The following is a 21,650-nucleotide window of genomic DNA, read 5'->3' on the forward strand; positions in this document are numbered from 1 at the left end:
GTGCGTCAGCGAGTGGTGCCGTGCACCTTGGGCAGTGCACCGCCCGCTGCCGCGTTGCGGTCGGGACGGAAGTTGGAGAAATCCACTCCCGGGATGTCCTTGACGAGGGCGATCTCGTCTTCGATCTGGGCCGCTTCCGATTCCTCGGGTCCGACGAGGGGAAGGCGGACGCGCGGGCTGCCGATACGGCCGAGCCCGTGCAGGATGTACTTCGCGGCGACGGTTCCAGGCACGTGCGTCATCACGGCGCGGACGAGCGGTTCGAGCTGCTTGTGCGCGGCGGTCGCGGCGGTGAGGTCACCGGCGTTGACCGCGTCGACGATCTGGCGGTACGGCGTCGCCGCGATGTTCGCGGTCACGCCGATCAGTCCGGCGGCGCCGATGGACAGGTGCGGAAGCGCGTTGGCGTCGTCGCCGGAGAAGTAGAGCAGGTCGGTCTGGTTGAGCACGCGGCTGACCTCGGAGAAGTCGCCCTTGGCGTCCTTCACCGCGAGAATGTTCGGGTGCTTGGCGGCGCGCAGGATGGTCTCGTACTTGATCTCGACGCCGGTGCGGCCGGGGATGTCGTAGAGGATGACGGGAAGGTCCGTGGCATCCGCGATCATCCGGAAGTGGGTGAGGATGCCGGCCTGGGTGGGCTTGTTGTAGTACGGCGTGACGATCATGACGCCGTCGGCGCCGGCTTTCTCGCTCTGCCGGTAGAGGTCGATGGCGTGCGCGGTCTCGTTCGATCCGCCGCCGGTGATGATCTTCGCCCGGCCGGCCGACACGGACTTGCCGACCTCGACGAGGCGCAGTTTCTCGGGGTCGGTGAGGGTGGACGTCTCACCCGTCGTGCCGGTGACGACGATGCCGTCTGCTCCGGCGTTGATGACGTCGTCGATGTGCTTCTCGACGCCGGGCCAGTCGACTTCACCGTCGGGGGTGAAAGGCGTGACGAGAGCTACGAGAACCTGACCGAAGGGATTTGCGACGTTAGACACAGGTATCAGGGTACCGGGTGCCGAGCCGGTCCCGCCCCACCTGGTGGAGGATCGCGCGCGGCTCAGCGAGTTTCGTAGCGCAGGAAGCGGTAGTCGATCCCGGCATCCGAGGTGTGCCAGCCCTCCTCGGGGTCCGACGCGACGAGGCGCCAGCGTTCCGTGATGGCGGGGGCGACGGCATCCCCGTCGATGTTCACCCGCAGGGCGGTGACCTCGAGCCGGTCGGCGACGTCGATCACGGCGGAGAACACTTCTGCTCCCCCGATCACCCAGACGACGTCGTCCGGCGCGAGATCGGCGGCGGCGAGTTCGAGCGCCGCGGCGAGGGAGTCACGGACGTCGGCTCCCGGTGCCTCCCAGTCCGGCTGGCGGGTGATGACGATGTTGTGGCGCCCGGGCAGCGGGCGGAAGCGCTCCGGGAGCGACTCCCAGGTCTTGCGTCCCATCACGACCGGGCTGCCGAGGGTGACGGCCTTGAAGTGCGCGAGGTCTTCGGGCAGGTGCCACGGCAGCACACCTCCCTTGCCGATGGTGCCGTTGGCCGCCTCGGCCCAGACGAGGCCGACGCGCGGGAGGGTCATACCGCCACCGGGGCCTTGATGGCGGGGTGGTGCTGGTATCCCTCGACGACGAAATCGTCGAACGCGTAACCGAAAACGCTCTCGGGGTGGGTCGTGATCCGCAACGCCGGCGCCGGGTAGGGTACGCGGGTCAACTGCTCGGTGACCTGGTCGAGGTGGTTGTCGTAGATGTGGCAGTCGCCGCCGGTCCAGACGAAATCGCCGACCTCGAGCCCGGTCTGCTCGGCCACGAGGTGGGTGAGCAGGGCGTAACTGGCGATGTTGAACGGCACGCCGAGGAACAGGTCGGCGCTGCGCTGGTAGAGCTGGCACGACAGCTTTCCGTCGGCGACGTAGAACTGGAACAGGGCGTGGCACGGCGCGAGGGCCATGGCGGGGATGTCGGCGGGGTTCCAGGCCGACACGATCAGGCGACGTGAGTCCGGGGTCGCCTTGATGGCCTCGATCACCTCGGTGATCTGGTCGATCGTCTCCCCACCGGGGGTCGGCCAGCTCCGCCACTGCACACCATAGACGGGACCGAGCTCGCCGTCGGCATCCGCCCACTCGTCCCAGATGCTGACGCCGTTCTCACGCAGCCAGCCGACGTTGCTTTCGCCGCGGAGGAACCACAGCAGCTCGTAGGCGATGGACTTGAAGTGCACCCGCTTGGTGGTGATGAGCGGGAACCCGTCAGCGAGGTCGAACCGGAGTTGCCGGCCGAAGACACTCGTCGTGCCCGTCCCGGTGCGATCGGTCTTACGTGTGCCGTTCTCGAGTGTGTCGCGCAGGAGGTCCTCGTACGGGGTGGGGATCGTCGCAGCCATGCGTTCAAGGGTACCGACCCCACGGCGTTTCGGAAGCCGCCCGGTGCCGTATTCGCTGTGACCGATGCCGCGGCATCCGTTTGTGTCGTAGCATCCGCTGGGGATACGCCGCGAGCGGGTGACCTCGCCGGGGGCTTTTGGCTAGGCTCGGGAGATCGGCGACTCTGCCGCCCACAATCTCCAGGAGGATGCAATGGCTGCGACCAGCGAAGCAACAACCGTATGGAATGGAACGCTTTTCGAGGGGTCGGGAACCGTCTCGCTCGATTCGTCGAAGGCGGCGACCAAGCTTCCGGTGAACTGGCAGGCGCGCGCTGAGGGTTCCGACACCGTCACCACCCCTGAGGAACTGCTCGGTGCGGCACACGCCGCCTGCTTCAGCATGCAGTTCTCGAACATGCTCACCGAGGCGGGCAGCCCGCCCGAGAGCATCCAGACCACCGCGGCCGTGACGTTCCAGCCCGGTACCGGCATCACCGGCAGCCACCTGCTCGTCAGCGCGACCGTGCCCGGTATCAGCGAAGAGGACTTCGAGCGCATCGCGAACGAAGCGAAGGCGAGCTGCCCGGTCTCGAAGGCCCTCACCGGCACCGCGATCACCATCGAAGCGAGCCTGGCCTAGGTCGACGGCGGTCCGGGAGCGGATGCCGTGAAGCGCGTCGTTCTCGCCGGTGCGTCCGGTCTCATCGGAACGGCACTGGCGGCCGCGTTGCATGCGCGGGGCGACGAGGTCGTGCGTCTCGTGCGGCGGCATTCCGGTCCCGGGACGGTGCTCTGGGATCCTGCGTCGCGCCGCCTCGACCCCGGCGTTCTCGATGGCGCGACGGCAGTCGTGAACCTGTCGGGGGCATCCATCGGTCGGCTGCCCTGGACCCCGCGGTACAAACGCGAGATCCTCGCGTCGCGGGTCGATGCGACGAGCACCCTGGTAACGGCCCTCACCGCCGCCCGGGTCGCGCCCGAGGTTTTCGTCAGCGCGTCTGCGACCGGTTTCTACGGGACACGGCCGCGCGAGGTGCTCACCGAGGACAGCCCGCGCGGGACGGGGTTTCTCAGCGATGTGACCGCCGAGTGGGAGCGAACGGCGCTCCGTGCCGGCGACGTCACCCGGGTGGCGGTTGTCCGCAGCGGAATCGTCGCCGCGACCGAGGGTGTGCTGAAGCCGTTGCTGCTGCTCACCCGGGCGGGCATCGCCGGGCCGATCGCCGGCGGGCACCAGCTGTGGCCGTGGGTGAGCCTCGCCGACGAGGTGGCTGCGATCCTGCACATCCTCGACGGAACGTTGTCTGGCCCGGTGAACATCACCGGGCCGACCGCGGCTAGCGCGAACCACCTCATGCGTCACCTGGCGGGGCGGATGCGCCGGCCCTTCTTCCTGCCGGTGCCGGGTTTTGCGCTGACGGCGGCGCTCGGTGACGCGGCCCGCGACCTGCTGCTGGTCGACCAGCATCCGAGGCCTACGCGCCTCCTCGACGACGGCTACGTGTTTCGGCACACGACCGTGGAGTCGGCAATCGATGCGGCGCTGAGGCGCGGGCGCTGAAGCTCCCGAGTTGCGGTCGAATCTCCACGAACTGTGGTCCGCCGCGACTCTGGACAACACAGTGCGGCAACTCGACACCCGCAACGACACATCGTGGCAACTCGACCTGAGTCGCCGACGCCTCAGGAGCGGGAGCTGAACCGAATCGCCTCACGGATGGCGTGGCGCGCACGGCGGCGGTCACCGGCACCGTCGTAGGCCAGCCCGAGGCGGTACCAGGCGCGCCAGTCCTCGGGAGAAGCCTCGACCGCCGCACGGTACTCGGGAAAGACCGCGTCGACGGCATCCCGCTCGGGCCGTCCGCTCGGGCGCACCGGCAGTTCGTCGGCGGGCAGCGCGTTCTCGGATTCGAGGATGCGTCCGAGCCGCTCCGCACGCACCCCGAACAGCAGTTCGCGGACGAGGGCCCACACCCCGATGATCGGCAGCACCAGCAGCGCGACGCCGATCGCGACGGCGATCGGCTGGCCCGTGGCGATGAACTTGATCGCGCGGTCCCCGACGAGCACGAGGTACAGCACGAGGAGCGCGGCCATCACGACCACACCGATGCGAGTGGTCATGCGCGGGTGATTCCCAGGTCCATCAGGTTCTCGAGCCCGACCGTGAGGCCCGTCGCGGTGCGCGCCGCGTCCAGCGCGAGCAGGATGCCCTGCTCGTAGGAACTCGAGTCGATCGTGTTGTGGGTGATCGACAGGGTTTCGCCCGTTCCACCGAAGGTGACCTCCTGGCGGGCGACGACGCCGGTGAGCCGGAGACTGTGGATCGGGATGCTCGACACCTGCTGCCCGCGGGCACGCTGGTCGGTGTGGGGCGCTTCGACGGGTCCGAGGCCGGTCCGGGCCTCCCCGATCAGCTCGGCGGTGCGCACGGCCGTGCCGCTGGGCGAGTCGACCTTGGTCGCCCGGTGCGCCTCGACGATTTCGATCGAGTCGAAGAACCGGCCGGCGATCGTGGCGAGGGTCGTGCCGAGCACGGACCCGAGCGAGAAGTTGGGGATGACGATCACACCGTTGTCGGAGTCGGCAAGGTCCGTGCGCAGCGCCGCGAGCCGGTCGCGCGACCAGCCGGAGGTTCCGACGAGGACGTTCGACCCGGAGCGGAGCGCATGTGCGACGACCTTGGGCGACACGGCGGGGGCGGTGACGTCGACGACGATGTCGGCGCCGTCCATCTCGCTGAGTTCGCTGGTCGAGCCGAGCCGGGCCGACACCTCGAACCCGGGCGCCTCGTCGATCAGCCGGGTGAACAATCGCCCCATCGTGCCACTTGCACCCACCACTGCCACGCTCGTAACCATGGGTCCAATCTACAGGCCGCGGCCCGACTCCCCGGCTGGGCACGAATAGGCTGAGCGGGTGCCAGAATTCACGCCCGCCCCCGTCACCGACCCGACCGCCCACGACCTGTTGTCGGAGTACTTCCACAGCAGGGAGCTCAGCTTCGTCGGCGGGACGTATGCGATCTCCTTCCCCAGCCCGGAGCAGTTCGTACCGCCCGCCGGCATCTTCGTCGTCGTGCGTGACGGGGACCACGCTGTCGGATGCGGCGGCATCCGTCGTCTCGCACCGCACCAGTACGAGGTGAAGCACCTCTACCTGCGCCCCGAGACCCGGGGCAAGGGCTGGGGCCGGCAGCTTCTCGCGGACCTGGAGCGCCGCGCCGCCGAGTTCGGCGCCACCGAGGTGGTGCTCGACACGAACGCGACCCTCACCGCCGCCGGCGGGCTCTACCAGTCGATGGGGTACGAGAGCGTCGAGCCGTACAACGACAACCCGAACGCCAACGCCTGGTACCGCAAGGAGCTCGCAGGCTGACCGCGCACATCGAATCGCGGATGCCGCCGGCTCAGACCAGGGGGACGTCCGGCAATCCGGTCCGCAGCTCCATCGGCAGGTGGCCGAGGTCGTTGTGGCTGAGCAGCGTCCACGGCCGGCCGGGCTTGCGTTGGATCACGGTGAGCCCGCAGTGCGCCTGGTCGAGTGTCATCCAGCGCCAGTCGGGCGCACCCAGCACTTCGCGGACGAACCAGGCGATGACGAAGTTGTGGGTGATGAGCAGGTCATGCCGGTCGCCCTTGCGTGGCGCGAGGAACTCGGCGACGGCGTCGGCCATCTGCGCGGTTCCCGCCTCGATCTCCGCAGTGGTCACCGAACCGAAGAACGGCAGGTACGCCGACGGCATCTCGACGGTGCGCCCGGTCGGGACGCAGTCCATGAGCAGTGCCGACGGTTCCGACTCGATCGACGGCATCCGCTCCCCGACGATGCGCGCGGTCTCCGACGCCCGCTGCAACGGCGAATGGTGGGCCGCGGTCAGAGGAAGACCACCGATGCGTTCGGCAAGCAACTGCGCCTGCCTGCGGCCCCGCGCCGACAGCGGGCCGTCGCCGAGCCCGTGCTGGGCATCCTGCTGCTCGCCATGGCGGACAAGGTAAATGTTCTGAGACACGACAGTCACTCCTGGTGGTCCTCGCCGAAGCCGGTGAACACGTCTTCGTCGACGGCTCCCACGACGGCAAGCGAAAGAGGGCGGGAGACGAGGTCGGCGGCAAGCGCCTGCACCTCATCGGCGGTGACGAGCGCGAGCCTGCGAAGGCTCTCGTCGAGGTCGAGGAATTCACCGAGGGTGATCTCGGCGCGGCCGAGCCGGGACATGCGCGTGTCCGAGTCTTCGAGGGCGAGGGCGGATGCCCCGGACAGCTGGCCGTTCGCACGGACCAGTTCTTCGGACGTGACGCCGCCCGACGCGAGGCGGCGCAGCTCCTCGAGCATGAGGTCGGCGACCTGGCGGGCCTTCGCCGGCGAGCAGGCGCCGTAAAGCCCGAACACTCCGGCGTCGGAGTACGAGGCGGCGAACGAGTACACCGAATAGGCGAGCCCACGTTTCTCGCGGACCTCCTGAAACAGCCGCGCTGACATGCCGCCGCCGAGAATCGAGTTGAGGACCCCCATGGTCAGTCGGCGATCATCGGATGCCGCCAGGCCCGGGAACCCGACCAGGAGGTGCACTTGCTCGATCGGCCGGGTTTCGACCGAAAGGGCGGAACCTCGCGTGACCGGCGACTCGACCTGGCCACGGCGCTCGACCGGGCGGGCGGTCGCCGAGAGATCCCAGCCGGCCGCGCTCAGGGCGGCGGTGACGTCGGCGACGAGCGCGTCGTGGTCGACGGCCCCGGCGGCGGTGATGACGAGGTCCTGCGGCCGGTAGTTCTCGCGGTAGTGGATGTGGACGGCGTCGCGAGAGACTTGGCGGATGGCATCCGGTGTGCCGCCGATCGGACGGCCGAGGGCGTGTTCGCCGAGGACCGCCTCGAACAGTTTCTGGCTGGCGACGTCGGCCGGGTCGTCTTCTGCCATGGCGAGTTCCTCGAGGATCACCCCGCGTTCGTTCTCGAACTCCACCGGGTCGAGGAGGCTGCTGGTGAGCATGTCGGCGATGACGTCGACGGCCATCGCGAGGTCATGGTCACGCACGCGGGCGTAGTAGCAGGTGTGCTCCTTGGCGGTGAGCGCGTTGTGCTCGCCGCCGACCGAGTCGAAGGCGATGGCGATGTCCAGCGCGGTGCGGGTGGGCGTGCCCTTGAACAGGAGGTGCTCGAGGAAGTGGGTGGAGCCGTAACCGGATTCCCTCGCCGGGCTGGACGGGGAGGCGGGGGCGGCATCGAGTTCGTCGCGCGACCCGACTGCGACCCAGTAGCCGAGTGTCGCGCTGCGGCTGCCTGGCACGTGTTCGCTGAGGATCCGAACGCCGCTCGGCAGCACGCTGCGGCGAACGAGCGCATCGCCGGATGCGACAAAGGACAGCTCGGCAACATCGAGCGGAAGGTCAACGGCGCCGTTCATCACTTCCACCCTACGGCAGCGAAGGCACGCTGTCGCACGTCCGCCCGATGGCGCGCACGGCCCTCAGACCCGGGCAGCGCGTTCCAGTTCGAGCAGCTGGCCCCGTGTCAGCTGGATCACCGTCGACCGCACCAGGGCGTCGACCTGCTCCGGCCTGGAGGCACTGGCAACGGGGGCGACGACCCCGGTCTTCGTCAGCAGCCACGCCAGGGCGATCGATGCGACCGGAGCGTTCTGCTCCGCAGCCACGGCGTCGAGGGCGTGCAGCACACGCAGGCCGTTCCGGTTGAGGTGTCGCGCCACCCGCGCGCCGCGCGCGGAGCCGTCGAGGTCGGACCTGGACCGGTACTTGCCGGTGAGGAAGCCGTTCTCGAGCGCGAAATACGGCATCACCCCGAGCCCCTGGCCCCGGCTGACAAGCCCGAGGTCGCCTTCGAACGGCTGGCGGTGCAGCAGGCTGTAGTGCGTTTCGAGGGCTTCGATCCGTGGATAGCCGGCCGCGCTGAGGATGCGTGCTTCGACCAGGCGCTCCGCCGAGAAGTTGGACGCGCCGAGGTAACGCACCTTGCCCGACTCGATCAGCCACTGGGCGGTGCCGAGGCTGTCTTCGAGCGGAACGGTGCGGTCGTCGATGTGAAAGTAGAGCAGGTCGATGTGGTCGGTCTGGAGCCTCTCGAGGCTGGCTTCGACGGCACGCACCATGGCCACCGGGCCGAGGCCCGGGTTGTCTGGATGGTTTCCGATCTTCGTCGCGACGACGACGTCGTCGCGGTTGCGCCGGCGGGCCATCCACTGGCCGATGATATGTTCGCTCCGGCCGGCTGAATAGCTGTCGGCGGTGTCGAGGAAGTTGCCGCCGAAGTCGAAGTAACGGTTGAGGATCGAGGCACTCGCGTCGACCTGGGCGGTCCAGCCGAAAACACTCGTGCCGAGGGCCAGCGGGAACACGTTCAGAGCCGTCTCGCCGAGGGGTCTGCGGATGGATGTTCCGAGCCCCGCGCCGTCGCCCATGACGGGGATGGGCGAGGAGGGGTGAAGCGTCGAGTCGGACTGCGCCCGGCGCGGACCGGACGACCCTGAATCGGGCTGTTCCGATGCGAACAGGCGGGGCACCATCCTGGTCATCCGATTCACCCACTTCGCCCGTTATTCCGCGGGATGCGAGGGGCCTCGTGCCCCCGCACCTGTGGCCAGAATATGCCAGTCCACCGACACCGATGAACCGCCCCGGCGTCAGCACACCAAAACTTTCATAACGATTTGGTATCAGCGTCTCCGGGTCGGGGAGCTCGGCTTTTGCGGAGGATCGCCCGGGCCTGCCGAAGCACGGGTTCGTCGACCATTCTGCCCTCGAACCGGAACGCGCCGGGGGCGTTCCCGGCTGCCGCGAGGAGAGCCTCCGCGGCTGCGATTTGGCCGGCGCTCGGCTCATATCCCGACCGGATCGTGGCGACCTGAGCGGGGTGGATGCACGCCGTTGCGGCGAACCCCGAGACGGCCGCATCGTTCACTTCGGCAGCCAGGCCGTCGAGGTCGGCGATGTCGAGGTACACCGAATCGATCGCCGCCCGCCCGTGCGCGCCGGCGGCGAGGAGCACCCGGGAACGCGCGTGCAGAGCCAGCGGTCGGTACCGCCCGTCGCGGTCGCGGCTCGCCGTTCCGCCGAGGGACGCGACGAGGTCCTCGGCCCCCCACATCAGGGCGACGACCGCGGGGTGGGCGGCGATGTCGGGCGCGGCGAGGACGCCGCGGGCGGTTTCGCAGAGCGCGATCACGCGGATGCCGTCGCCGACGTCCTCGACCTCGGCCGCGGATTCTGCTTTGGCGAGCATCACCGTCCGGTACCGGGTCGCGGCGAGCGCGGCGAGGTCGGCGGCGAAGTCCTCGGTTGAGGCCGGGTTGAGCCGCACGATCGTCGTCCGGGGGTCGAGCGGATGCTCCGCGAGGGCCCGCCTGGCCGCCGGCTTGTCTGCCTGCGTGACGCCGTCCTCGAGGTCGAGGATGACGGCATCCGCCCGCGCCGCAGCCTTGTCGAAACGATCGGGGCGGTCGGCGGGGCAGAACAGGAGCGCGGGCCCCAGGTCGAAGTCGCTCACGGTGCCGCGTCCCGGCACCAGACCAGGGTGTTGCGCACCGCGGTGACGACGACGTCGCCGTGCTGGTTGCGTCCGGTGTGCTCGAGCGTGACGATGCCCTGGCCGGGACGGGATGCCGACAGTCGCGTCGCGAGGACCACGGTTTCGGAGTAGAGGGTGTCGCCGTGGAACAGCGGGGCGGGGAACCGCACCGAGTCGAACCCGAGGTTCGCCACGATGGTGCCCTGGGTCAGCTGGGCGACTGAGGCGCCGACGACGGTGGAGAGGGTGAACATGGAGTTGACCAGGCGCTGCCCGAACGGCTGCCCGGCGCTCCACGCCGCGTCGAGGTGCAGTGACTGTGTGTTCATGGTCATCGTGGTGAAGATCACGTTGTCGGCTTCGGTCACCGTGCGGCCGGGACGGTGCAGGTACCTGGCGTCGGGATCGAACTCCTCGAAGTACAGCCCGCGTTGTTCGATGTCGCGCCGTTCGTCTGTCACTCTGCCTCTCCCCTCGGGCTCTCCTCCGCCACAGCCTAGGCCTCGAAGCCCAGCTCCCGGGCGATGATCATCAGCTGTACTTCGCTGGTTCCTTCGCCGATTTCGAGGATCTTCGAGTCGCGGTAGTGCCGGGCGACGGCGTTCTCGTTGAGGTAGCCGTACCCGCCCCAGATCTGCGTGGCATCCCGCGCGTTGTCCATGGCGGCTTCGCTGCCGACCAGCTTCGCGATCGACGCCTGCTTCTTGAACGGCTTGCCCGCGAGCAACAGGGATGCCGCGTGGTAGTAGGCCATTCGCGCGGCGGTCGCGCGGGCTTCCATCCGGGCGATCTTGAACGCCACGTACTGGTGCGATCCGATGTTCTTGCCGAACACGTTGCGGCTCGACGCGTACCGGACGGCTTCGTCGACGCAGCCCTGGGCGGCGCCGGTGCAGAGCGCCGCGAAGGCGATGCGTCCTTCATCGAGGATCTTAAGGAAGTTCGCGTAGCCCCGGCCGCGCTCCCCCAGCAGGTTCGCCTCGGGAACGCGCACGTTCTCGAGGGTGAGCGGGTGGGTGTCCGACGTGTGCCAGCCGACCTTGTCGTAGGCGGGTTCGACGGTGAACCCGTCGATCGGGGTCGGAACGAGGATCGTGGACAGCTCCTTCTTCACGGAGCCGTCCGGTCGGTCGCTCTCGCCGGTGACCGCGGTGATGGTCACGAGCCGGGTGATCGGGGTGCCCGAGTTGGTGATGAACTGCTTGGTCCCGTTGATCACCCATTCGCCGTTGTCAAGGTGGGCGTGGGTCTTCGTGGCGGAGGCGTCCGACCCGGCTTCGGCCTCGGTCAGCCCGAATCCGGCCAGTGCCTCGCCCTTCGCCAGCATCGGCAGGAATTGTTCCCGCTGCGCGTCGGTGCCGAAGCGGTACACGGGCATGGCACCGAGGCCGACGCCGGCTTCGAGGGTCACCCCGATGGACTGGTCGACCTTGCCGAGCTCTTCGACGGCGAGGCAGAGCGCGAAGTAGTCCTGCCCCTGGCCACCGAGTTCGACGGGGAACGGCAGCCCGAACAGGCCCATCTCGCCCATCTGCGCGATGATCTCCATCGGCAGCCGGCGTTCGGTGTCGTACGAGTACGCGGCGGGGGCGACGACCGAGGTGGCGAAGTCGCGGACCTCGTCCACGATTTTCTGGTGCGCTTCGCTGAGTTCGGTGTTCATTCGGTGTCTCCTTCGACAGTCGAGGGCCCGGGCTGGGCTGAGGGGGTGAGCGTTGCGACGAGCTGGTCGAGTTTGACCAGGTCACCCGCGGCCACGTGGACCGCCGCGACACCGGCGACGGTGGCGGCGAGTTTGTGCTCCATCTTCATGGCTTCGACGACGACGAGGGTGTCGCCGACGTCGACGGTCGACCCGGTCGGCACCTCCACGCTGATGACCGTTCCGGGCATCGGCGAGCGTACTTCCGGGCTCGACGGCTTGTCCTTGCGCGAGATGAGCGCAAGCCGGGCGGCCAGCCGCTGCTCCCGGGTCAGCACGGGCAGTTCGGCGCTGAAACCGGCGTCGGCGACCCAGACGGAGGTTCCCGCGTGGCTGAGGCGGAGCATCCGGGTGCCGTCGCGCCAGCTGAGGGCGAAGCCCAGGCCGTCGACCGGGCGGAGGGAAGCCGGTGCTGCGGCGCCGTCGCCGATCCGAACGGATGCCGTCGGCTCGCCGCTGAGGACGGTGACGGTTGCGGTGTCGGCGCCTCCGAGTGCGAAAACGTAGGCGGTGGGTCGGGGGTCGCCGAGGCGCCAGCCGCTCGGATGCGACCACGGTGACCCGGTCGACACCTGCTCGCGTTCGGCGTGGAGCAGAAGGGCCGCCGCGACGAGGTGCTCATCGGCCGGGTGCCGGAACTCAAGCTCGGGCAGGCGCCGATCGATGAGCGCCGTGTCGAGGTTTCCGGCCCGCACGTCGGCGTCCGCGAGGAGCAGCCGCAAGTACTCGAGATTGGTGCGGACACCGAGGATGGTGGTGTCGGCGAGCGCCCGGTCCAGCCGCGAGAGAGCCTCAGCGCGGTCCGAGCCATGCGCGATGACCTTCGCGAGCAGGGGGTCGTAGTCGCTGCCGACGACGAGGCCGCGACGCAGCGAACTGTCGACGCGGATGCCGTCGCCGCTCGGCTCCTCCAGTTCGAGGACCGTACCGGCCGCGGGGAGGAACCCGCGCTCCGGGTCTTCGGCGTACACGCGGGCTTCGATCGCGTGCCCGGTCAGGACCACGTCTGCCTGGCGAACCCGGAGCGGCTCGCCGGCGGCGATGCGGATCTGTTCTGCGACGAGGTCGAACCCGGTCACTTCCTCGGTCACCGGGTGCTCGACCTGGAGTCGGGTGTTCATCTCCATGAAGAAGAACTCGTCGGGTCTCTCCGCTGAGACCAGGAATTCGACGGTGCCGGCGCCGACGTAACCGACGCTGTCGGCGACCCGGCACGCGGCCGCGCCGATCCGGGCGCGCGTGTCGGCGTCGAGCAGCGCCGACGGCGCCTCCTCGATGACCTTCTGGTGGCGGCGCTGCAGCGAGCACTCGCGCTCCCCCAGGTGGATGACGTTGCCGTGGGTGTCGGCGAGCAGCTGCACCTCGATGTGGCGCGGGCTCGGCACGAGCCGTTCCAGGAAGAGCGTGTCGTCGCCGAACGCCGCGGCGGCGACCCGGCGGGCGGTGACGAGGGCCGCCTCGAGATCGGACGGGTCGGTGACGGCGTGCATTCCTTTGCCCCCTCCCCCGGCGGATGGCTTGATCAGGAGCGGGTAGCCGACCTGGGTGGCGGCCTCGGCGAGGTCGGCGTTGCTGAGGCCCGGGCGGGAGTCCCCGGGGATGACGGGCACGCCGCTGGCCGCCACATGGTTCTTGGAGCGGATCTTGTCGCCCATCACCTCGAGGGCGTCGATGCCCGGCCCGATGAAGACGATGCCGGCGTCGGCACAGGCCCGCGCGAAGGCGGCGTTCTCCGACAGGAACCCGTACCCCGGGTGGACCGCGTCTGCACCACTCGCCACGGCCGCGCCGATCACCGCCGCGATGTCGAGGTAGCTCTGCGCGGCAGGCGCCGGCCCGATCCGCACGGCGGTGTCGGCATCCGTCACGTGCTTCGCGTCGCGGTCGGCGTCGCTGTAGACGGCGACCGAACGGATGCCGAGGGCACGGAGGGTGCGGAGGACGCGGCAGGCGATCTCGCCGCGGTTCGCGACGAGGACGGTGCCGAACAGCGGCTGGGTGTCGGTCATCGCGTCACATCCGGAACAGGCCGAAGGCCGGCTCGGGGAGCGGGGCGTTGGCGCAGACGTCGAGGGCGAGGCCGAGCAGCGTGCGGGTGTCTGCCGGGTCGATGACGCCGTCGTCCCAGAGCCTCGCGGTGGAGTAGTAGGGGCTCCCCTGGTTCTCGAACTGGTCGCGGATCGGGGCCTTGAACGCTTCTTCGTCGGCGGCCGCCCATTCGGTGCCGGCGCGTTCGTGCTGGTCGCGTTTGACGGTGGCGAGCACGCCGGCCGCCTGCGGGCCCCCCATCACCGAGATGCGGCTGGCCGGCCACATCCAGAGGAACCGCGGCGAGTAGGCGCGGCCGCACATCGAGTAGTTGCCCGCGCCGAACGACCCGCCGATGACGACAGTGAGCTTCGGCACGCGAGTGGTCGCCACGGCGGTCACCATCTTGGCGCCGTGCTTGGCGATGCCGCCCGCTTCGTAGTCGCGGCCGACCATGAAGCCTGAGATGTTCTGGAGGAAGATCAGCGGGATGCCGCGCTGGTCGCACAGCTCGATGAAGTGGGCGCCCTTCTGCGCCGACTCGGAAAACAGGACGCCGTTGTTGGCGACGATCCCGACGGAGTGCCCGTGGAGTCGGGCGAACCCGGTGACGAGGGTGGTTCCGTACTCTTTCTTGAACTCGTGGAACTCGCTCGCGTCGACGAGGCGGGCGATCACTTCGTGGACGTCGTACGGCGCCTGCACGTCGACCGGGACGGCGCCGTAGAGCTCGTCGACCGGCGCGACCGGTTCACGGCTCTCGACGACCGACCGCTCTGGGGCGGATGCCGGCGGGAGGGTGGCGACGATGTCCCGGACGATTGAGAGGGCGTGGGAGTCGTCCTCGGCGAGGTGGTCGACCACCCCGGACACACTCGCGTGCAGCTCTCCTCCGCCGAGTTCCTCGGCCGTGACGATCTCGCCGATCGCGGCTTTGACCAGAGGGGGCCCACCGAGGAAGATGGTGCCCTGGTTCCGCACGATGACCGTTTCGTCGCTCATGGCGGGCACGTAGGCACCTCCCGCCGTGCACGAGCCCATCACCGCTGAGATCTGGGGGATCCGGCGGGCCGACAGCTGCGCCTGGTTGTAGAAGATCCGGCCGAAATGGTCACGGTCGGGAAACACCTCGTCCTGCATCGGCAGGAACGCGCCGCCGGAGTCCACGAGGTAGATGCAGGGAAGCCGGTTCTCGAGGGCGATCTCCTGCGCCCGGAGGTGCTTCTTCACGGTGACCGGGTAGTAGGTGCCGCCCTTGACCGTGGCGTCGTTCGAGATGACGAGCACATGGCGCCCGTGGACGAGTCCGATCCCGGCGATCACCCCGGCGCCGGGGCTGTCGTCGTCGTAGAGCCCCGTGGCGGCGAGCGGCGCGATCTCGAGGAACGGGCTTCCCTCGTCGAGGAGTTCATCGATGCGTTCCCTCGGAAGCAGTTTGCCCCGCGACACATGGCGTTTGCGTGAGGCCTCAGGACCGCCGAGCGCGGCGACGGCGAGCCGCTGCCGCAGGTCGGCGACGAGGGCGCGTTGCTCGTCCGCATTGCGTGCGAACGATTCGCTCGACGGGGAAACCGACGAAATCAGTGTCTGCATTGACAACCCTTTGTGCATTCGACATCGCCCGGACAGCTCGGTTAGGCGTTACTAACTGATATCGAGGTTAGAGCTAATTAACTGAAAAGTCCAGCGTCTTCCCGCCCGTCGGCGCCCTATCCGTTGGGCTGCCCCAGAGGGCCCGTTCCCGTTCCGTCCGGCACCTGGCGAACCGACAGAAGCTCCTCCCGTGCTGACCCTCCCGAGATGCCCAGAACCAGGACAGGCCCGACGCCCGGAGCGTAGAGCTTGTACTCCAGAACATCCGGCTCGATGGTGATGGTGTCCTTCGTCAGCAGCACGTTCTCGGCGTGACCGTATGGCACATCGACCTGCTCGTTCACGCTGAGGACTTCGCCGTTGTCTTCCGCCTCGCCCTTGAGGTACTCCTGCCGGTACGCCAGGCCGGGCGTCGGCTGGGCGGGGATGACGATTCCGGGCAGGGCGCCGTCGACGCCGGCCTCGAAGGACCCCTCGGTCGACACCACGTCCCCGTTCTCGAACTCCGCGGTCTCTTCGCCGAGGTACCAGATGTTGCCAACGGCATCCTGCGCGTACCAGTCGACGGTGTCCTCGAGGATCTCTCGGCCGTTCGCGACCGTGTCGCGCACGACCCGAGCCGTGATTCCGTTGGCGATCTGTTTCGTTGCGGTCGTCACGGTGACGGTCACCGTGAGCGCGTCGCCTTCACCCTCCGTCTCGCGGTACGTCCACTGTGTTCCCGGTTCCATCGGCCAGTACTCGTTGTCGATGTCGGTGGTGAAGTCCTTCGGGTCGAGGTCGACCGGGTCGTCGCCCTGCGGCAGTGCGTCGGGTGCCGACGGAGCGGCGCTCGTGCAGCCCGTTGCCCCCAGAGTTGCGCAGACCAGCGTTCCGACCCACCAGCCCTGTCGCCGGTTCATGTCCCTCTCCCTTCACGATGCCCCGCCGACTGGCAGGCTTTCACCCATCGTCCGCCTCGGATGCTGACGCCAGGCTGAACAGGCAGCCATCCGCGGGACGCGTTAATCGCTCGACCGGAACCGGCCTTCAAGGGTTAGTATGAATTAACTCAAACTTCCCGCTTCGCTTCCAACGGAGGATGGCATGGCCGAGAAATCGCGGCTCGAGGTGCGCCTGGAAGACCCGGATGCCACGTCGCTCCGCGTCGGCCGGACGGAGGCCAAAGCCCAGCGTCGAGAGGCGCTCCTCGGCGCCGCCGCACGGCACTTCGCCGAGCGCGGTTTCAACGGCGTGTCCATCGAAGACCTCGGGACGGCGGTCGGCATGAGCGGACCCGCCGTTTACCGCCACTTCGAGAGCAAGCAGGCCCTGCTGGCCGCCATCCTCATCGATGTCAGCCGCGAGCTGTTGCATGGGGGTGCCGAGGTCGTGAAGCGGGCGCCGGACGGCGAGCTTGCCCTGCGCGCCCTTGTCGAGTTCCACGTCCGCTTCGCCTTAACCAACCCGGACGTCATCCGGGTCCAGGACCGGGACCTGGACAGCCTCTCCGAAGAGGACCAACACACCGTCCGCGCGCTGCAGCGCCGCTACGTGGAACTGTGGGTCGGCATCCTCCAGCGAATGCAGCCGCAGACCAGCGTTGCGGTTCTCCGGATCCGGGCGCACGCGACATTCGGGCTGATGAACTCGACCCCGTACAGCGGACACGAACTCCCCTACAACGAACTGCGTGACGTGCTCGAGCGGATGGCGTTCGCCGCGTTGAGGTAGGCCGTCGCCGTCCACGGCACGGTTCGTCTGACCCGGATGCCGGTTCGCGCGGCGGAAACACGACATCCGCGTCAGATAAGCCGACGGACGCTCCCGGCGGCGCGGCATCCGCGTAAGAGATGCCGACGGTCGCGGCAAAGCTTCAGGCTCATGTGACGCGGATGAGGATTCTCACGGCGGAAAACCGGCATCCGCGTCAGATGAACGATGGTCGCGGTCGCACACCGGCGGTGAGGGCGCCGTCGGCACCCAGCTCCCAGAGTGCATCGAGATCCAGCCGCGCCAGGAACGCGGCGTCGTGGCTCACGAGCAGCACGGCGCCCCGATAGCCGCGCAGGGCCGCAACGAGCTGGTCGATGCTGTCCAGGTCGAGGTTGTTCGTCGGCTCGTCGAGCACCAGCAGCTGGGCAGGCGGATCGGCGAACAGCAGCCGGGCGAGTGACACTCGGAACCGCTCACCTCCAGATAATGTGCCGACCGGACGGTGAACGCTGTCGCCGCGGAGCAGGAAGCGCGCGAGACGGTTGCGCAGGATGCCCGGAGGCACCGTCGGCGCCGCCGCCCGAAGGTTCTCGAGCATGCTCGCGTTCTCGTCCAGGTCGTCGAGGCGCTGGGGAAGGTAAGCCACACGATCGGTGAGGAGGAGCGCGCGGACCGACCCAACCGGAGGCATGCGCCGGAGAACGAGGTCTTCGAGCAGTGTCGTCTTTCCGATTCCGTTCGGACCGACGATCGCGACGCGCTCAGGACCCTGCAGCACGACCGTGCCGTTGGTCGCGTCAAGCTCGGCGATCCGGCGGCCGGGAGGCACACCCGGGTTCGGGAGATCGAGCAGGATGTGGTTGTCCCGGCGGACCCGCGACTCGGCCCGGTCCAGCTCGGCCTGGGCTGACCTCACGTCGGCGTCCATGCCTGCCCGGAGCTTCGCGGCGGAGACCTGCGCCTGGGATCTGCGGTTGTTCATGACGATCCTCGGTGCCCGCTTGTTCTCGTAAGCCTTCTGACCGGCGCGAGCGCGGGTCGCGAGTTTGACCTCCGCGTCGATCCGCTGGCGTGTTTCGACCTTCACCGCCTGCTCGGCCGCGCGGGCCGCCCGCGCCGCCGCCGTCTGCTCGTGCTCCAGATGCGCGCGCCAGGCACTGTACGGGCCGCCGAACACCGAGAGCGTTCCCCCATACAGTTCGGCCGTGTCGTCCATCAGCTCGAGCAGGGACAGGTCGTGGCTGACGACGATGAGCGTTCCCGGCCAGGTCGTGACCAGTCCGGCGAGACGATTCCGGGCATCCCGGTCGAGGTTGTTCGTGGGCTCGTCGAGCAGGGTGATCGCCGGGCCACGCAGCCGGAGGCCGGTGGTTGCGACGAGCATCGCCTCGCCACCCGAGAGCCGGCTGACGCTCCGGTCGAGGTCGGCCGCGCCCAGCCCGATGCCGTCGAGGGCCTCACCAGCGCGGGACTCGATGTCCCAGTCGTCTCCGAGCGCATCGAACAGAGACTCGGCGACGTTCCCGGACTCGATCGATCGGAACGCGGCGAGCTTCTCACTGACGCCGAGGAGGTCGGCGACGGTGGCGTCGACTCCGAGGGTGAGCGTTTGCGGCAGGTAGCCGACATCACCACCGAGGGTGATACGCCCGGACGTCGGTTCCAACTGACCGGCGAGAAGGCGCAGCAACGTGGATTTGCCCGATCCGTTGGCGCCGACCAGGCCGGTGCGGCCGGACCCGAAGCTGCCGGAGACGCCAGACAGGGCGACGCTCCCGTCAGGCCAGGAAAAGCCGAGGTCGGTCAGCGTGACGGATGGGCGGGTGTGGGTAGACATGAGACTCCGAGGTGTTCAGCGGATGCGCTGAAGAACCGGAGCCGGAAAGGCGAATCGACGGTCGTCAGCGCGGGGAAAGCGGCGCGGAACGGTCGAACTTCACTGTCTTGCCTTACGTCGGGAACAGAAGGACCCATTCTTACAGGCGACGCATCGCTGCGCAAGCAACGGCAATCACTCGGGACCGGTGTCGCTCCTGGACCGTTCGCCGCTCTCGCTGCCCACGGCATCCGTCTCTCCCGCTGTTGCGTCCGCCGTGTCGAGCGGATGGCGGATCTCGTCTTGCGGCAGCCGGAAGATCAGGATGGTCGCGACCGCCAGCAGCACGGGGATGACGCCAGCGGCGAGGAACGCGGGTGCGAGGCCGATCGCCTCACCGACGGGACCGGCGACCGCCATGGAGATCGGCATGAGCGCCAGCGAGACGAAGAAGTCGAGGCTCGACACCCGGCCGAGGAGCGCGGGCGGCACGCGGCGCTGCAGCAGGGTGCCCCAGATGACCGTCGCCGCCGAGAACGTGAAGCCGACGATGAACACGGCGGCGACCATCAGCCAGAGTTGTGAGGTGTAGCCGAGAACGACCAGCGGGATGCAGCCTGCGCCCCACAGCAGGTTCATGATGGTGAGGTAACGCCGGGGAAGTTTCATCGACGCGACGACGAGGGAGCCGATCGCGCCGCCGACACCGAATGCGGCGAGAACCAGCGCGAACGCTCCGGCACCTCCGCCGGTCTGGTCCCGGACGGCGAACGGCATCAGCACCTCGATCGGTCCCATGATCACGAAGACGAGGAGGCACGCGTACAGCAGGGTGCCGAGCAGCCACGGCGTCTTCCACATGTAGACGAAGCCTTCGCGCAGGTCGCTCGTCAGCGCTCGAATCGGATGCTGCGGCTCGCCCATGTCGCGGCGGACGGGCGTGACGTGGATGAGCAGAAGTCCGCCCACCGCGAGCAGCTGTGCCCCGGCCACGAGTGCGAACGCCAGCCCGGGCGAGAACGCGGCGATGGCGGCGCTCGCCAGTGCGGGACCGGCCGCCTGCATGATCGTGGGCCGCAGCATCCCTTCGACGCCGTTGGCCGCGAGCAGGTCCTCCGCCGGAAGAATGGCAGGGAGCAGCGCCGAGTACGCCGGGTAGAAGAAGCCGTCTGCAACTCCCAGGATCGTCGTCACGATCACGAGGTGCCACAGTTCGAGGGCGCCGCTCAGCGCCACGACGGCGGCCGTGGCGATGGACAGCGTCTTCGTCGCCTCGACCGCCACGAGGATGTTGCGCTGGGGAACGCGGTCGGCGAGGACTCCACCGAACAGCACCGCGACGAGCATCCCGGCGGCGTTGCCTGTGGCGACGAGCGACAGGTCGGCCGGCCCGCCGCCGAGCTCGATCACCTGCCAGACCACAGCGACAATCCACATGCCTGCGCCGAGCAGCGACAGGGTGAGCGCGCCGGCGAGCACACGGTACTGGCCCAGACGGAACGGCTTCAGCGCCCGCGGCAGTCGCGCCCAGGAGATGGGCTGGTTGGGTGTTGCGTCCGAATCGATCTCCGGCATGCACCGATGATATTCGACGGGTCCGACATCGTCAGCGGGTCGAGGCGACCACCCCGGAAACGAAATCCGACATCCGGGTGGGAGCAACGCCGTACCGCTCGGCGATGGCCGTCATGTCGATCGGTGAATCGTAAGTCTCGAGGGAGGCCAGCAGACTGACGATCGGATCGGTCGCGCCTTCTGACGGGAGGGGGATCGGAAGAGTGCGAACGGTCACCTCCCGGCCGAGGTCCGTCTCGAACGCGACGATGACGTCGCGCAAGGAGACCGGCTCCGGGCCTCCGATGACGAGGGTCTGGCCGGCAGCGTCTTCACGCTCAAGCACGGCGACGGCGTATGCCGCGACATCGGCCATCGACACCAGGGAGTGCCTCCTGCGGCCTTCGCCGATCAGCGTGACCGTCTCGCCGGCGAGCGCCGGTGCACCCACCGCGATCATCATGAGCAGCTCCATATAGAAATCGGGTTGCAGGATCGTCCAGGCCAGGTCGCTGTCGCGGAGGCGCGACTCCGTCTCGCCCTTCGCGCGGAGAAGAGGCATGGGGTGGTGCGGATCAGCGCCAAGAGCCGAGACGAAGACGAACCTGTCGACCCCCTGGAGGGTGGCCGCCTGAATGAGGTTCGTGTTCCCGGCCCGGTCCACCGACTCGATTGTGTCGTCGCCCCCGCGCGACATCGAGTTGGCAGTCGTGACCACGGCCCTGACGCCATCGCACGCTCGGAGGAGAGAGTCGGGGTGCGTCAGGTCACCCACCGCGATGTCGGCCCCCTGGGCGGCAAGGTCGGCCGCGCCTGCGCGGTCGCGCACGAGAGCGCGCACCCGATGACCCCGGCTGAGGAGTTTGTGAACGATGAGCCCACCGAGTTGACCGGTTGCTCCGACGACGAGAATCATGATCTGTCCTTTCGATGTGGAACTGGTCGATACGCGACGGGCGAAGTGCCTGCGGCCCGTGAGATTGCCTCATCGATGTCGCCGTCGGCGCTCTCAACCGGTTCCATGTAGAACCGCACCGAGGTGAGGACCCCGTCTGCCGCAGTGAAAATCATGACCCCGCGCATGTGGTGGTCGGTGCCGTCACGGCGCGTCCCGCTCAGCTCCCATTCCGTCCAGGCAACGCTGCCGTCGACAACGGACTGGCTGACCTCGGCGCGTAGGTCAGGAATCGCGTCGAATAGCCGTGCCCAGTTGCGCCGCACCTGCGCGGACCCCGTGAAGCTCCGCGACGGATGCGCCGGAGTCTCGTTCACGTAGTCGGGCGCGAAGCACGCCATCAGGGCGTCGAGGTCGTGAGCGTTGGTGGCGGCGACAAGTTCGGAGAGGATCTTTTCCGTTCTCTGGCTGAGTGAACTTGTCATCAGGAGT

The 21,650-nt window shown here is 68.5% G+C and carries 22 protein-coding genes; 4 read left to right on the forward strand and 18 right to left on the reverse strand.

What is annotated here, in order from left to right:
* Positions 1 to 5 precede the first annotated feature (5 nt).
* The 3 genes from dapA to ABIE24_RS14545 all read right to left on the reverse strand — a co-directional run bounded on the left by dapA (position 6) and on the right by ABIE24_RS14545 (position 2,370).
* A complete protein-coding gene (dapA, locus tag ABIE24_RS14535) occupies positions 6 to 983 on the reverse strand; it encodes a 4-hydroxy-tetrahydrodipicolinate synthase (RefSeq protein ID WP_354500897.1) in 978 nt (325 codons plus the stop codon).
* 62 nt (positions 984 to 1,045) lie between these two features.
* Entirely contained in the window at positions 1,046 to 1,564 is a 519-nt protein-coding gene (locus tag ABIE24_RS14540; RefSeq protein ID WP_354500899.1) for a dihydrofolate reductase, read from the reverse strand.
* Positions 1,561 to 2,370, reverse strand: coding sequence for a thymidylate synthase (locus tag ABIE24_RS14545; RefSeq protein WP_354500901.1), 810 nt, complete (start codon positions 2,368 to 2,370; stop codon positions 1,561 to 1,563). The genes ABIE24_RS14540 and ABIE24_RS14545 overlap by 4 nt, the downstream gene beginning before the upstream one ends.
* 193 nt (positions 2,371 to 2,563) lie before the next feature.
* On the opposite strand from ABIE24_RS14545, the gene ABIE24_RS14550 reads away from it, so the two are divergent.
* Positions 2,564 to 2,992, forward strand: a complete 429-nt coding sequence (locus ABIE24_RS14550) for an OsmC family peroxiredoxin (RefSeq protein ID WP_354500903.1) — start codon at positions 2,564 to 2,566, stop codon at positions 2,990 to 2,992.
* Positions 2,993 to 3,019: 27 nt separating this feature from the next.
* Positions 3,020 to 3,913: a TIGR01777 family oxidoreductase gene (locus ABIE24_RS14555; RefSeq protein WP_354500905.1), complete on the forward strand. Its 894-nt coding sequence runs from the start codon at positions 3,020 to 3,022 to the stop codon at positions 3,911 to 3,913.
* Between the two features lie 122 nt (positions 3,914 to 4,035).
* Here the strand turns inward: ABIE24_RS14555 and ABIE24_RS14560 are convergent, their stop codons facing one another.
* Both ABIE24_RS14560 and dapB read right to left on the reverse strand, forming a co-directional pair.
* Positions 4,036 to 4,476, reverse strand: coding sequence for a tetratricopeptide repeat protein (locus tag ABIE24_RS14560; protein WP_354500907.1), 441 nt, complete (start codon positions 4,474 to 4,476; stop codon positions 4,036 to 4,038).
* The gene (gene dapB, locus ABIE24_RS14565; RefSeq protein ID WP_354500909.1) at positions 4,473 to 5,213 is read right to left on the reverse strand and encodes a 4-hydroxy-tetrahydrodipicolinate reductase; all 741 of its coding nucleotides are present in this window, start codon (positions 5,211 to 5,213) and stop codon (positions 4,473 to 4,475) included. The genes ABIE24_RS14560 and dapB overlap by 4 nt, the downstream gene beginning before the upstream one ends.
* 58 nt (positions 5,214 to 5,271) lie before the next feature.
* Here dapB and ABIE24_RS14570 point away from each other — a divergent pair, with 58 nt between their 5' ends.
* The gene (locus ABIE24_RS14570; protein ID WP_354500911.1) at positions 5,272 to 5,730 is read left to right on the forward strand and encodes a GNAT family N-acetyltransferase; all 459 of its coding nucleotides are present in this window, start codon (positions 5,272 to 5,274) and stop codon (positions 5,728 to 5,730) included.
* 31 nt (positions 5,731 to 5,761) lie between these two features.
* Here ABIE24_RS14570 and ABIE24_RS14575 read toward each other — a convergent pair whose 3' ends face one another.
* The 9 genes from ABIE24_RS14575 to ABIE24_RS14615 form a co-directional block, all read right to left on the reverse strand.
* Positions 5,762 to 6,364 (reverse strand): histidine phosphatase family protein, encoded by a 603-nt coding sequence (locus ABIE24_RS14575; protein WP_354500913.1) that lies wholly within the window; start codon positions 6,362 to 6,364, stop codon positions 5,762 to 5,764.
* Between the two features lie 5 nt (positions 6,365 to 6,369).
* Complete coding sequence (locus tag ABIE24_RS14580) at positions 6,370 to 7,758, reverse strand: M16 family metallopeptidase (protein ID WP_354500915.1); 1,389 nt, start codon at positions 7,756 to 7,758, stop codon at positions 6,370 to 6,372.
* A gap of 63 nt (positions 7,759 to 7,821) precedes the next feature.
* Complete coding sequence (locus tag ABIE24_RS14585; RefSeq protein WP_354500917.1) at positions 7,822 to 8,883, reverse strand: aldo/keto reductase; 1,062 nt, start codon at positions 8,881 to 8,883, stop codon at positions 7,822 to 7,824.
* 125 nt (positions 8,884 to 9,008) lie between these two features.
* The gene (locus ABIE24_RS14590) at positions 9,009 to 9,854 is read right to left on the reverse strand and encodes an HpcH/HpaI aldolase/citrate lyase family protein (protein ID WP_354500919.1); all 846 of its coding nucleotides are present in this window, start codon (positions 9,852 to 9,854) and stop codon (positions 9,009 to 9,011) included.
* Positions 9,851 to 10,336: a MaoC family dehydratase gene (locus tag ABIE24_RS14595; RefSeq protein WP_354500921.1), complete on the reverse strand. Its 486-nt coding sequence runs from the start codon at positions 10,334 to 10,336 to the stop codon at positions 9,851 to 9,853. The genes ABIE24_RS14590 and ABIE24_RS14595 overlap by 4 nt, the downstream gene beginning before the upstream one ends.
* A gap of 35 nt (positions 10,337 to 10,371) precedes the next feature.
* Positions 10,372 to 11,538 carry an acyl-CoA dehydrogenase family protein gene (locus ABIE24_RS14600; RefSeq protein WP_354500923.1) on the reverse strand — a complete coding sequence of 389 codons (1,167 nt, stop codon included), beginning with the start codon at positions 11,536 to 11,538 and terminating at the stop codon, positions 10,372 to 10,374.
* Positions 11,535 to 13,586: an ATP-binding protein gene (locus tag ABIE24_RS14605; protein ID WP_354500925.1), complete on the reverse strand. Its 2,052-nt coding sequence runs from the start codon at positions 13,584 to 13,586 to the stop codon at positions 11,535 to 11,537. Before ABIE24_RS14605 ends, ABIE24_RS14600 begins: the two co-directional genes overlap by 4 nt.
* Positions 13,587 to 13,590: 4 nt before the next feature.
* Positions 13,591 to 15,198, reverse strand: coding sequence for a carboxyl transferase domain-containing protein (locus ABIE24_RS14610; RefSeq protein ID WP_354500927.1), 1,608 nt, complete (start codon positions 15,196 to 15,198; stop codon positions 13,591 to 13,593).
* A gap of 116 nt (positions 15,199 to 15,314) precedes the next feature.
* Entirely contained in the window at positions 15,315 to 16,100 is a 786-nt protein-coding gene (locus tag ABIE24_RS14615) for a hypothetical protein (protein ID WP_354500929.1), read from the reverse strand.
* A gap of 184 nt (positions 16,101 to 16,284) precedes the next feature.
* On the opposite strand from ABIE24_RS14615, the gene ABIE24_RS14620 reads away from it, so the two are divergent.
* Entirely contained in the window at positions 16,285 to 16,911 is a 627-nt protein-coding gene (locus tag ABIE24_RS14620) for an SACE_7040 family transcriptional regulator (protein WP_354500931.1), read from the forward strand.
* Between the two features lie 196 nt (positions 16,912 to 17,107).
* Here ABIE24_RS14620 and ABIE24_RS14625 read toward each other — a convergent pair whose 3' ends face one another.
* The 4 genes from ABIE24_RS14625 to ABIE24_RS14640 form a co-directional block, all read right to left on the reverse strand.
* Positions 17,108 to 18,730 carry an ABC-F family ATP-binding cassette domain-containing protein gene (locus tag ABIE24_RS14625; protein WP_354500933.1) on the reverse strand — a complete coding sequence of 541 codons (1,623 nt, stop codon included), beginning with the start codon at positions 18,728 to 18,730 and terminating at the stop codon, positions 17,108 to 17,110.
* Between the two features lie 174 nt (positions 18,731 to 18,904).
* On the reverse strand, positions 18,905 to 20,284 hold the full coding sequence (locus ABIE24_RS14630) for an MFS transporter (protein ID WP_354500935.1): 1,380 nt from the start codon (positions 20,282 to 20,284) through the stop codon (positions 18,905 to 18,907).
* 31 nt (positions 20,285 to 20,315) lie between these two features.
* Positions 20,316 to 21,179, reverse strand: a complete 864-nt coding sequence (locus tag ABIE24_RS14635) for an SDR family oxidoreductase (protein ID WP_354500937.1) — start codon at positions 21,177 to 21,179, stop codon at positions 20,316 to 20,318.
* Positions 21,176 to 21,643 carry a nuclear transport factor 2 family protein gene (locus tag ABIE24_RS14640; RefSeq protein ID WP_354500939.1) on the reverse strand — a complete coding sequence of 156 codons (468 nt, stop codon included), beginning with the start codon at positions 21,641 to 21,643 and terminating at the stop codon, positions 21,176 to 21,178. Before ABIE24_RS14640 ends, ABIE24_RS14635 begins: the two co-directional genes overlap by 4 nt.
* Positions 21,644 to 21,650: the final 7 nt, after the last annotated feature.

Source organism: Mycetocola sp. 2940, from assembly GCF_040548835.1.
In the GTDB taxonomy this organism is placed as follows: Bacteria; Actinomycetota; Actinomycetes; order Actinomycetales; family Microbacteriaceae; genus Mycetocola_A.

Excerpts from the sequence above, each read along its gene's own strand:
- ABIE24_RS14540 (WP_354500899.1), bottom strand. The coding sequence starts at position 1,564 with ATGACCCTCCCGCGCGTCGGCCTCGTCTGGGCCGAGGCGGCCAACGGC.
- ABIE24_RS14545 (WP_354500901.1), bottom strand. The coding sequence starts at position 2,370 with ATGGCTGCGACGATCCCCACCCCGTACGAGGACCTCCTGCGCGACACA.
- ABIE24_RS14550 (WP_354500903.1), top strand. The coding sequence starts at position 2,564 with ATGGCTGCGACCAGCGAAGCAACAACCGTATGGAATGGAACGCTTTTC.
- ABIE24_RS14560 (WP_354500907.1), bottom strand. The coding sequence starts at position 4,476 with ATGACCACTCGCATCGGTGTGGTCGTGATGGCCGCGCTCCTCGTGCTG.
- dapB (WP_354500909.1), bottom strand. The coding sequence starts at position 5,213 with ATGGTTACGAGCGTGGCAGTGGTGGGTGCAAGTGGCACGATGGGGCGA.
- ABIE24_RS14580 (WP_354500915.1), bottom strand. The coding sequence starts at position 7,758 with ATGAACGGCGCCGTTGACCTTCCGCTCGATGTTGCCGAGCTGTCCTTT.
- ABIE24_RS14585 (WP_354500917.1), bottom strand. The coding sequence starts at position 8,883 with ATGACCAGGATGGTGCCCCGCCTGTTCGCATCGGAACAGCCCGATTCA.
- ABIE24_RS14600 (WP_354500923.1), bottom strand. The coding sequence starts at position 11,538 with ATGAACACCGAACTCAGCGAAGCGCACCAGAAAATCGTGGACGAGGTC.
- ABIE24_RS14605 (WP_354500925.1), bottom strand. The coding sequence starts at position 13,586 with ATGACCGACACCCAGCCGCTGTTCGGCACCGTCCTCGTCGCGAACCGC.
- ABIE24_RS14610 (WP_354500927.1), bottom strand. The coding sequence starts at position 15,198 with ATGCAGACACTGATTTCGTCGGTTTCCCCGTCGAGCGAATCGTTCGCA.
- ABIE24_RS14615 (WP_354500929.1), bottom strand. The coding sequence starts at position 16,100 with ATGAACCGGCGACAGGGCTGGTGGGTCGGAACGCTGGTCTGCGCAACT.
- ABIE24_RS14620 (WP_354500931.1), top strand. The coding sequence starts at position 16,285 with ATGGCCGAGAAATCGCGGCTCGAGGTGCGCCTGGAAGACCCGGATGCC.
- ABIE24_RS14625 (WP_354500933.1), bottom strand. The coding sequence starts at position 18,730 with ATGTCTACCCACACCCGCCCATCCGTCACGCTGACCGACCTCGGCTTT.
- ABIE24_RS14630 (WP_354500935.1), bottom strand. The coding sequence starts at position 20,284 with ATGCCGGAGATCGATTCGGACGCAACACCCAACCAGCCCATCTCCTGG.
- ABIE24_RS14635 (WP_354500937.1), bottom strand. The coding sequence starts at position 21,179 with ATGATTCTCGTCGTCGGAGCAACCGGTCAACTCGGTGGGCTCATCGTT.
- ABIE24_RS14640 (WP_354500939.1), bottom strand. The coding sequence starts at position 21,643 with ATGACAAGTTCACTCAGCCAGAGAACGGAAAAGATCCTCTCCGAACTT.